The sequence below is a fragment of the Candidatus Micrarchaeia archaeon genome (assembly GCA_041653315.1).
Lineage (GTDB): Archaea > Micrarchaeota > Micrarchaeia > Anstonellales > JAHKLY01 > JAHKLY01.
Map to the genome: position 1 here is coordinate 1 of JBAZFO010000040.1, position 9724 is coordinate 9724.

Genomic DNA, 9724 nt, shown 5'->3' on the forward strand with positions numbered 1-9724 from the left:
TCTGTTTTGGCTCTGCTTGCTCTATATAATTCAAAATATCATTAAAATCAGCATGATCGCTTAATAAAAATCCTTTATCAATACTCATAGGCCTCATTAAAAACTGGCCTGAAGCAACTGCACATAAAACTTCTCTATTTAATGCATAACTTAATTTATACGCAAATCTTCTATTGACTATTCTCTGAGGCATAACTGCTACAAACGGATCTCTCATAACTTCATCTGCTTCTCTTGTTCCCAACAAAATTCTATTTAGTTTTATTCCATGCTTTTCATATATTTTACAAAAATATTCAACTTTTTCATCTACTAATGGGATTACTCCGCAATAATCATTTAATATTTTAATAATCTCTTGGCTTTTACCTAAAGAATATCCCCCAAATAATAAAGTATTGTGTTTATTTCTTTTAACCCAATTAGAAATTTCTGCATAAACTGATCCATATTCTGGAAAAACAATTCCTGGTTGTGCATAAGTACTTTCTATAATCAAGGTATCACAATTTCTAATTTCTGCTCCTTTTGTTGTTAATCCATCTCTTAATTTAAAATCTCCAGTATAAACTAATAATCCTTCATTTGTTTCAGCCATTAATTGAGTAGAACCTAATATATGTCCAGCATTAAAAAGTGTTATTCCTTTTGGATTTAATCTTATTGGGTTATATCGTTCTTCCCAATTAGCTAAATCAAAACTTTCTTTAGAAACTATAACTCCCTTCTTTTTTCTAGGGCTTCTTAAATGATCAGAATGCGCATGAGATAAATATAATATATTCCCTCCACTATTCTCTAATCCAATCTTTATATCTTCATCTAATAAAATTGAATGTTGGTGGGAATAAACCATTATTTTTCACCTATTGATTTTTGACTTCTTCTAAATGCTCTTCTATTATTTTTAATTGATTTGATACTCTATCTATAAGCTGTTTAACTGCTGCTAATTCAAACGTAATAGTTTGTAAATGTATTTTCCTCTGTTCTGGATTCTCTGTATCAACAACTGTATTAACGCCATATAAATCTTCCTTTAATGAATCAAGACTTTTTTTGACATTTGGTTTAACTCTTTTTATTTTTGCTACTGGATTTGACGCTTTTTTTTCTATTTTTTTACTTTTAACTGGTTTTTTAACTGTTTTCTTAACAGCTGGTTTTTTTGTTTTTATCTTTACCATAGTACATCTCCAAACTCACTTTTATTATAATATTTATAAACCTTTCGGGAGTTTCACTTAAAAAAACTAAAAAAAAGTATTTAAATTTTGTAACTATAGGTACAAACTAATCTTCACGTGATAATTTCACTATTTCAATTGGTTTTTCTTTTTTATGCGCTGAATTTTTAAAAAAGAATAGCCCCCCAATTATTAAAATTAAAAATATTGATGCAATAGATATTAACAAAATGGGGCTTGATTGTTCATCATTTGAATTTATTCCTGGATTTGTACCTGATAATAATCTTAAAGCATCATAATATGCTTTTGAACTTAATTTAAATGCTTCAACTTTGTCTTCTTTTTCTAAATATTCACGAGTTTTACTCAAATCTTCACTTAATAAATTTAATTTATTCTTTGAATCTGCATTTAATTCTCTACTATTTAATATAACTATACTCTGTTCAGTTTTATTTATATAATTATGAATTTTATCATCCACACCAATTACAATAAGTTCTACTGCATTTTTTGTAATATTAAACTCTCTCACTGATTCTCTAAAATTACTTAAATATGTAATATCAGATAATACTTGATTTGGATCATTATCTATTTTCTCTTCAATATCTAAAATATCTTTTTTGATTGCTTTTAATTTTGAATCCAATTCAGTTGAAGTATACGGAAAAGACAATAAAACATTGCCTTCAACTTTATAGCTTTTTAATGAATTATAATATATTTTATATTCTGGATAAATTTTATTTTCAAAATCACTTGAAATTGTTTTAGCATTTATTATTTCTTGTGATAATGAAGTTAAAGTTGATTCTCCTTTATTTCCAATCTTTGTTTTCAATAATTCCAATAAGCTATTTGTCTGGCCCAATAATGGAATATCCTCTTTTGAAAGAGTTAAAGAACGTAATTTAACTAAATTATCTTCAATAGTGGTCATTAAATCTGATATTTCAAAATCTGTATTCCCACTTCTAATCCAAACAGAATTTAAAGAATTAAATTCATCAGATAAACTTTCTCTTAAGAATTGCAAAGAAGAAAATAAATCAAAGCTTTCAGTTAAATTTCTTGCTTTTTTTAATTTATCAAAAGCTTCAGAAAATTTTCCTAAATTAAAATCATATTTAGATTCGTCTAATATTAAACTTGCTTCATCTAATATGTTTATAAGTTCAGTTGAATCTTGAGTTAAATTATTCTGCTCTAATAAATTCGCTGTATCCTCTAATGAAACAATGTCTTCATAAATATCTTGGTATTCCTCTAAATAATTATTTTGAGAAATATTTTGACTTACACTTCTATTTTCTAAAATATAATAAAAATGATAAATTGTTTTTCCTTTTTCTATATCATTTAATTCAATTTTAGCTTTTTCTCCCAAATTAGTGGTTTTCTTTTCTATACCATTAATTTCTGTTGAAGTTGAAACAGCATCTTCTGGAATATTTTCAAAAGAATATAATAAATTAACAGGTATATCTGCATTAAAAGTAACAACTTTTCTTATTTTTTGATATTCGGGAACAGATTCAATAATAGTATCTGAATAAGAAATTCTTTTGAATAATTTTGCATCTAAATGAAATTTAATCTCAGACTTTTCTCTTGAATCAATTTTAGAAAATTCTATTAAAAGATTATCTTTATCTTTTGAAACTCTATTTATATTATCAGATTTATATATAATATCTGAAGAATAAACTTCATAATCAAAAGGTATTTCAACTAAAACATATGAATCATAAGATAAATCAGTTGGATTTTGAAAAATCACTAAAATATCTAAATCGACAGGTTCATCTAAAATAGGAATGGATTTCCAATTTTCTTGAATTTTATACTCATTTTCAAATTTTTGTTTTAAAATATCTGGTTTCTTATCTTCTAAAGAATCTAAGATTTTATTATAATCATTTAAAATATTTTTTAAATTTCCTAATGCTTTTGTATAATCAATATGATTATTTTTATAATACGGCTCCCACTTTTCAAATAAATTTTTTTCATTTATTAAATCCTTATCATAAGAATACATTGAATATAAATTTTGTTTTATAACTGCACGTTTTGAAGTTAATTGTTCTTCATATTCTGAATATGCAATAGCATAAATTTCATTAATAAAATTATTAATATCATCTTTAATTAAAACAAGATCTGTAATTCCATAATTATATGTTTTATAAAAATTATACCAATCTTTATATGAAGATACAGTTAACCCATCTTTTTCTGCAGCAAGTATTACTCTATTAAATTCTGATAATAAAGAATCAAAATATAAAAATTCTTTTCCTTCACAGATATCTACGCATTCTTTCGCAGAATCATAGGCCTCTTTATATAATATATACTGCTCTCCAATTGTCTGTTTATTTGTTATTGATGAATTTTGAGCTTCTTCTCTATATACCATTGCAAAAGCTCTTGAAGATTGAGAAGTATTCTGTAATTTTGCATCACATTCAAGAAGTTTATTTCTTGCCTTTTCTTTCATCCATAAATTCAAATTTTCAAATTCTTCTAATAAAAGTTGCGCGTTTTCATTTATTAAAACAAATCTTGTATTAGCAAAATGTAATTTTTCTATCCCTTCACCAAGATTATCTGAACCTGTTGTTCTATAATTTTTAACTTGAGTATAATTTGAATCTGCATCTTGTTTTATAGAATTTAAATTAGAATATATACTCACTAAATTCCAATCTAAATATCCTAAGCTATTCGAATCTTCTGGTGTCTCTATATTTTGAATAGTATATTCTGCTGGAACAGAATCTATTAATTCAATTTTTTGGATTTTTAAAAGATTTAAAGCATCAGCTGCTTTTTTTTGGTTTGTTTCTGTTTCTTCATTTAAAATAGTAAATTCATCAATTATTATATTCTGTGCTTCAACAATATCTTCATATAATTCAATTCCTTTTATTGCTAAACTATTTTGTTTTCCGATTAATGAATTAATAGGCAAAGCATTCAAGAAATTAAAATTAGGTCCAGAAGGAGATTGAATCAATTCTTCTCTTACATCTAAAACTTCTTGATAAGCACTTGAATATTGAAATGAAAGAGAATTAGGATTTATACCTGTTGTTGATTGAAAACTCATTGCATCGTGAACTTGTTTTGCTTGGGTGTATATTTGTTTTGCACCACCAAAATAATTATTATATCCTGCACCTAAATTCTCTAATTTTAAAAACTCTTCATTAACATCAGAATAAATATAATTTACTGCTTTAGTTGAATGCTCTAATGTAGCAATATAATTTGTTAAAACTTTTTTGTACTCCCCCGGCATAGATAAATATTCAAAAACACAAACTGCTTCTACCCTATAAGGATAAACTTCTGTTTCATTTCCTTCTTTAACTCTACAGCCGGATGTAGAAAAAGTACCTCCTCTCTCCTCACAATTTAAAATTACACTATGCACTTGAGTAAAAATATCAACACAAATAGGATTTTTAAAAACTTTAAGAGAATTTTTTCCTAATACCAAATTATCCTGCGCGTTATCTAATTCTGTTTTTGCTTTTGTAAACGCATTAAAAGAAGATAAATCAGAAATAACTTCTATTTCATCTAAATTAGATGAAGCTAATGATTGAACATATCTAGGTTCTAGTACTTCAAATGGCCAGCATAATCTTAATGCATTATTACACATCCAAGACTCATCTTCCCAAAAATTTGGTTCAAAATTATCATTTAATGGCTGAAATGAATTTGCATAAGACAAAGTTATAAATAAACTAATATACAGAATGATTAATAATTTACAACCTCCCATAGTATTATGTTATATAGTAAGGTATAAAAAGGTTATAGTATTAATTTTTTCATGGGTTTTGACGACTTTTTACAAAGAGCAGAAGAGATTAAAAAAACTGTTGAAAAATTCAAAAATCCCCTAGTTGTACATCATTATGATTGCGATGGGATTACTTCTGGAGCTATTACTATAAAAGCACTTCAAGAAATGAAAAAACCTTATTCAAATAAAGTTTATAGAAAACTTGATGAAGATGCAATTGAAGAATTAAAAAATGAAAAAGAAATTATTTTTGTAGATTTGGGAGGAAGTACTGAATTAGTAAATGAACTAAAAGGAGAGGTAGTTATTATTGATCATCATCAAACTAAAAATATTAATAGATTACAAATAAATCCAGAATTATTTGGTTTTGACGGCAGTTTAGAATTAAGCGCTTCTGGCACTGCTTTTTTTACATTTAATACTTGTGGGGATTTAGCTGTTGTAGGTGCAATAGGAGATGTGCAATATCCATTTAGAGGGTTAAATTCAAAATTAGTTGAAAAAGCAATTGAAAGAGAAGAAATTGAAAAGACAATTGATATTACTTTATACGGCAGAGGAGCAAGACCTTTAATTCAATTTCTATTATATTCTGACGATCCATATTTACCTGGCATTTCAAATTCTGAAAACGGAACAAAAGCATTTTTAGAAAGCACTGGAATTGAATTAAAAGATAAAATTTCAGAAAAATGGAGAACTTATTATGATTTAAATTCAAATGAAAAAAAAATATTAATAGACAATTTAATTTCTTATCTTTGTGATAAGGAATTATGTGATTACTCTAAAAAATTAATTGGTGAAGTTTATTTATTAAAAAACAGGCCAAAAAATTGTGAAATGTATGACGCAACTGAATTTTCCACTATACTTAATGCATGCGGCAGAAATAACAGAACAGATATAGGATTAGGAGTTTGCTTAGATCATGATAAATATTATGAAGAAGCAAAACAGCTTCTTTTAATGCATAGAAATAATTTAAAGGAAGGAGTAAAATATGCTAAAAATCACATTGAAGATTTTGGAAAATTTTATTTTATAGATGCGCGTGGTATAATTGATGATTCAATTATTGGTGTTGTAGCAGGAATGCTCTTATCTAAAAGAAATAAACCTCTTATTGCTGCTTCATTAGATGAAAAAGGAGAAATAAAACTATCTTCGCGTCTTCTTGACAAAGAAAGTGAAATCAATTTAGGAAAAATCTTAAAAGATGTTTCTGCGCAAGTCGGAGGAGTTGGTGGGGGACATAAATACGCAGCAGGCTGCTCTATACCAAATAATAAAATCAATGAGTTTTTGCTTGAGTTAAATAAACATTTTTAATAAGGTATTTCACATCTAATTCCTAATTCCTCTATTTTTTGTTTTAATTTTTCAACTTCCTCTTTTCCATTTGGCAAATCCACACCATATTCTTTTCCATAATGTATAGGTATTACTAATCTTGGCTTTATTGCTTTAACAGCTTCAAGCGCTTGGTCTGGATCCATTGTGAATTTTCCTCCGCAAGGCAAAAGCGCTACATCACATTTATATCCAAGAGTATTCATTTCTGGAATAAATTCTGTATCTCCAGCATGATATATCTTTGTTCCATTTATATCTAAAATAACTCCAATAGATTCGCCTTTTTTATGAAACGGCTTTTCCAGATTATAAGCATCAACTGCTTTTATTTTTATATTTAATTTTTCAAATGATTGCCCGGGTAAAATATCCTCCTGTTGATATTTACAGTTTCTACCTATCAAAATTGTACCCTCTTTTTTTATATTACTTGAATCAACACAATGATCAAAATGTCCGTGTGTATAAATAATTAAATCTGCTTTTTCTGGATTTTCAGGCAAAATAAAAGGATCAATATAAATTATTTTATTTTCTGCTTTAATCATTGTGCTTGCATGACCAAAAACAGTTATTAATATATCTTTAAATTTTATTTTTTCCATATAATATATTAGAACCAAAAGCTTTTTATATATAAAAAACACCAGTTATTAATATGGAAAATATATACAAAGAGAAATTATCAAAAAATATTACTCAAGAACATCCTCTTTATCAAAAAATAAAAGATAATTTTAGAATAACCTGCAATTTATTTAATATAGACTATGACCCAACTGAATTAAGAATTAAAGATAATATAATTTCTGGTTATGACCCAAATAAAAAAGAAATAATTACTTTTATTCATGAAAATAATAAAACAATTTTAATGATTTATGGCGCACCAAGTGGAAAACCAATAAAATTAAAAGATGTAAAATATACTGCTGTTTAATCTATTTTTCTCCATGAACCGTTCATATACTCCCATAATGAATTAGTTGGAGAATCAAAAACAATTGAATTTTTATTTGCTTTTTCTGTTGGTCTATCAATTTCAATAAACACTTTATTTCTTAACCAATCTATTTCATCTTTGAATGGGTTTCTTTCTATTATGTAAATCCTATTGCGCTCTTTTTTGATTTTTTTACACCATTCTTTTACTTTTTCAATTTCTTGTTTTTTAGAATCCATAATATAATAAAAAGAAATTAAATTAAAAACCTATTTATTTTTTAAAATTGCTTCATACATTACATATCCATAAACAGAAATAAGATCTACTTTAAACCCATTTCTTTCAAATAAATTTTTTCCTAAAAAATTCTTTTTAAAAATTCTTGCCCTAATTTGTCTTACTTTTAATTCTTTTGCTGTTTTAATACATTCTTGTATTAACTCATCACTTACTCCTCTTTCTATATTATTATAATCAACAGCAATAAGTATATTACTCATTTCTTCATTAGCAATTTGATATCTTATAAAACCTATTACTTTATTTTCTTTTTTAGCAATAAATACTTTATTAGGATAAATGAAATTTAATTCACATACTTCTCCCATAAACTTTTTTGAATACTCTCTATTTCCTAATCTTAACATCTGCATTAAGTCTTCTTTATCTCCTAAAAATTCAAATATTTCAAAACTAATAGGCATAATGTTTTTGAAATCATTTCTACTTCTGATATTTTCATTTGTTTTAAATCTAGAAACCATATATATTTAGTGTGTTTTGGAGTTTAAAAAAGTACCTAATATTTTAATAACGCGCAACTTGATTTACTTTTTGGCTGGTCTTTATATTTATTTAATTTGTGTTCAGTCTCAATTATCTTTGTTGCAATTAATTTTCCATTAAATATTTTAATTAATTCTTTTGGAATAGGTCTCCAACCATTATCTATTGGAAAAGCATGGTATGGATAACAATTAGGTACAGAAACTATTAATATCCCATTTTTATTTATTAAATTCTCTATATTATTAACTGTATTTTTTAATTCTAAAATCGGAATATGCTCTAATAAATGCGTTGCTAAAACAATATCAAATTTTCCAATATTTTTTATTGGTTTTGTGATATCCTGTACATAATCTGGTTTTACTGATTTGTTTGCATCCATTCTTTTAATTTCAATATTTTTAGAGATTAAATAATCATAAAATTTTTGATTCCAAGGTTGGTATTTCATTCTATATTCTAAACTTTCAGAACCAATATCTAAACATGTTTTAAAATTGGAATTTAATTGACTATTTAATTTTTTAATCACCCATTCAATTTCCTCAAGCCACATATATAATTTTTAATAGCACATATTTTTAAAACAAAGTAATCAATACTCGTGTACTGATGACCATAATAAACTAATTGATCTCTGTGCCCCCTAAAAGCTTTTAAATTTTGTGCCCCCAATAAACTTAATATAAATGGCATATATTGAAAAGAAAAAAATAAATGGTAAAGTCTATTACTACCTTACTGAAACAAAAAGAGTTAATGGAAAATTTAAGAAAAAGAGAAAATATCTTGGAACAAAAATCCCAAAAGATATAAAGAAACATTTGAAAAAAAAGAAAATCAAAATAAAACATTATTTAACCGAAAGGCAATTGAAAATTGTTGATAAAATACAAAAAGAATACTCAAAAAAATATAAAATTGACAAAACCTTATGGAAAACTGAGACACAAAAATTAATCAGTTTCATTCACAACACAAATGCAATAGAAGGGAATACTCTGTCCCTTAAGGATACTGAAGACGTATTAAAAGGTAAAAAGATTAAAGGAATTGAAAAAAAGAGAAAAGACGTAAAAGAAACAAAAAACATGAAATTGTGCATTGATTTCTTATTTGAACATGAAGAGGATATCAGCATTGATTTTATACTAAAACTCCACAAAATAGAAATGAATGAAATTATGCAGGATGCAGGACAATTTAGAATGTATAATGTACGAGTTGGTAATTATTTCTGCCCAAAATATCAGGAATTGCCAAAACTCATGTTTGAATTGATAGATTGGTATAATAAAAACAAAAATAAACTCCATAAAATTGAATTGGCCTCTTTAATACATTTAAAATTTGTAAAAATTCATCCTTTTGGGGATGGGAATGGAAGGATAGCAAGACTTTTGATGAATTTTGTTATGTTAAAAGCAAAATATCCCCTGATAAACATATTCAATGATGAAAAAATGTATTATTATCTAGTTTTGCAAAAATATGATACTGACAAAAAGGAAAAAGATTTTGTAAAATACATTTATGAAGTGTTTGGTAGACAATATAAAAAATATTTAAAATAGTAATACAAAATTAATTTTGGTATTCTTTTTCTTTGTTGAA

At 25.8% G+C, this 9724-nt stretch carries 10 protein-coding genes; 3 read left to right on the plus strand and 7 right to left on the minus strand.

The annotated features are described in order from the left end of the window. From WC356_06560 to WC356_06570, 3 genes are all read right to left on the minus strand, one after another. Positions 1–856, minus strand: an 856-nt coding sequence (locus tag WC356_06560) for a hypothetical protein (GenBank protein ID MFA5382803.1), incomplete at its 3' end; no start/stop codon positions are given. Positions 857–866: 10 nt separating this feature from the next. Further along, positions 867–1187, minus strand: a complete 321-nt coding sequence (locus WC356_06565; protein ID MFA5382804.1) for a hypothetical protein — start codon at positions 1185–1187, stop codon at positions 867–869. A gap of 106 nt (positions 1188–1293) precedes the next feature. Then, positions 1294–4992 (minus strand): hypothetical protein, encoded by a 3699-nt coding sequence (locus WC356_06570; protein ID MFA5382805.1) that lies wholly within the window; start codon positions 4990–4992, stop codon positions 1294–1296. Between the two features lie 51 nt (positions 4993–5043). On the opposite strand from WC356_06570, the gene WC356_06575 reads away from it, so the two are divergent. Beyond that, positions 5044–6351, plus strand: coding sequence for a DHH family phosphoesterase (locus WC356_06575; GenBank protein ID MFA5382806.1), 1308 nt, complete (start codon positions 5044–5046; stop codon positions 6349–6351). On the opposite strand, the gene WC356_06580 is transcribed toward WC356_06575, so the two are convergent. After that, positions 6348–6980 (minus strand): MBL fold metallo-hydrolase, encoded by a 633-nt coding sequence (locus WC356_06580; protein ID MFA5382807.1) that lies wholly within the window; start codon positions 6978–6980, stop codon positions 6348–6350. The genes WC356_06575 and WC356_06580 overlap by 4 nt on opposite strands. A 53-nt stretch (positions 6981–7033) precedes the next feature. On the opposite strand from WC356_06580, the gene WC356_06585 reads away from it, so the two are divergent. Then, positions 7034–7315, plus strand: a complete 282-nt coding sequence (locus WC356_06585) for a hypothetical protein (GenBank protein ID MFA5382808.1) — start codon at positions 7034–7036, stop codon at positions 7313–7315. Here WC356_06585 and WC356_06590 read toward each other — a convergent pair. The 3 genes from WC356_06590 to WC356_06600 are packed head-to-tail and all read right to left on the minus strand — an operon-like array spanning position 7312 to position 8666. Continuing rightward, entirely contained in the window at positions 7312–7557 is a 246-nt protein-coding gene (locus WC356_06590; protein MFA5382809.1) for a hypothetical protein, read from the minus strand. The genes WC356_06585 and WC356_06590 overlap by 4 nt on opposite strands. Positions 7558–7587: 30 nt before the next feature. Beyond that, positions 7588–8085 (minus strand): GNAT family N-acetyltransferase, encoded by a 498-nt coding sequence (locus WC356_06595; protein MFA5382810.1) that lies wholly within the window; start codon positions 8083–8085, stop codon positions 7588–7590. 35 nt (positions 8086–8120) lie between these two features. Then, entirely contained in the window at positions 8121–8666 is a 546-nt protein-coding gene (locus WC356_06600) for a methyltransferase domain-containing protein (GenBank protein MFA5382811.1), read from the minus strand. A 133-nt stretch (positions 8667–8799) separates the two neighbouring features. On the opposite strand from WC356_06600, the gene WC356_06605 reads away from it, so the two are divergent. Continuing rightward, the gene (locus WC356_06605) at positions 8800–9684 is read left to right on the plus strand and encodes a Fic family protein (GenBank protein ID MFA5382812.1); all 885 of its coding nucleotides are present in this window, start codon (positions 8800–8802) and stop codon (positions 9682–9684) included. The last annotated feature ends 40 nt before the right edge of the window (positions 9685–9724 follow it).

Excerpts from the sequence above, each read along its gene's own strand:
- WC356_06565 (MFA5382804.1), bottom strand. The coding sequence starts at position 1,187 with ATGGTAAAGATAAAAACAAAAAAACCAGCTGTTAAGAAAACAGTTAAA.
- WC356_06570 (MFA5382805.1), bottom strand. The coding sequence starts at position 4,992 with ATGGGAGGTTGTAAATTATTAATCATTCTGTATATTAGTTTATTTATA.
- WC356_06575 (MFA5382806.1), top strand. The coding sequence starts at position 5,044 with ATGGGTTTTGACGACTTTTTACAAAGAGCAGAAGAGATTAAAAAAACT.
- WC356_06580 (MFA5382807.1), bottom strand. The coding sequence starts at position 6,980 with ATGGAAAAAATAAAATTTAAAGATATATTAATAACTGTTTTTGGTCAT.
- WC356_06585 (MFA5382808.1), top strand. The coding sequence starts at position 7,034 with ATGGAAAATATATACAAAGAGAAATTATCAAAAAATATTACTCAAGAA.
- WC356_06590 (MFA5382809.1), bottom strand. The coding sequence starts at position 7,557 with ATGGATTCTAAAAAACAAGAAATTGAAAAAGTAAAAGAATGGTGTAAA.
- WC356_06595 (MFA5382810.1), bottom strand. The coding sequence starts at position 8,085 with ATGGTTTCTAGATTTAAAACAAATGAAAATATCAGAAGTAGAAATGAT.
- WC356_06600 (MFA5382811.1), bottom strand. The coding sequence starts at position 8,666 with ATGTGGCTTGAGGAAATTGAATGGGTGATTAAAAAATTAAATAGTCAA.
- WC356_06605 (MFA5382812.1), top strand. The coding sequence starts at position 8,800 with ATGGCATATATTGAAAAGAAAAAAATAAATGGTAAAGTCTATTACTAC.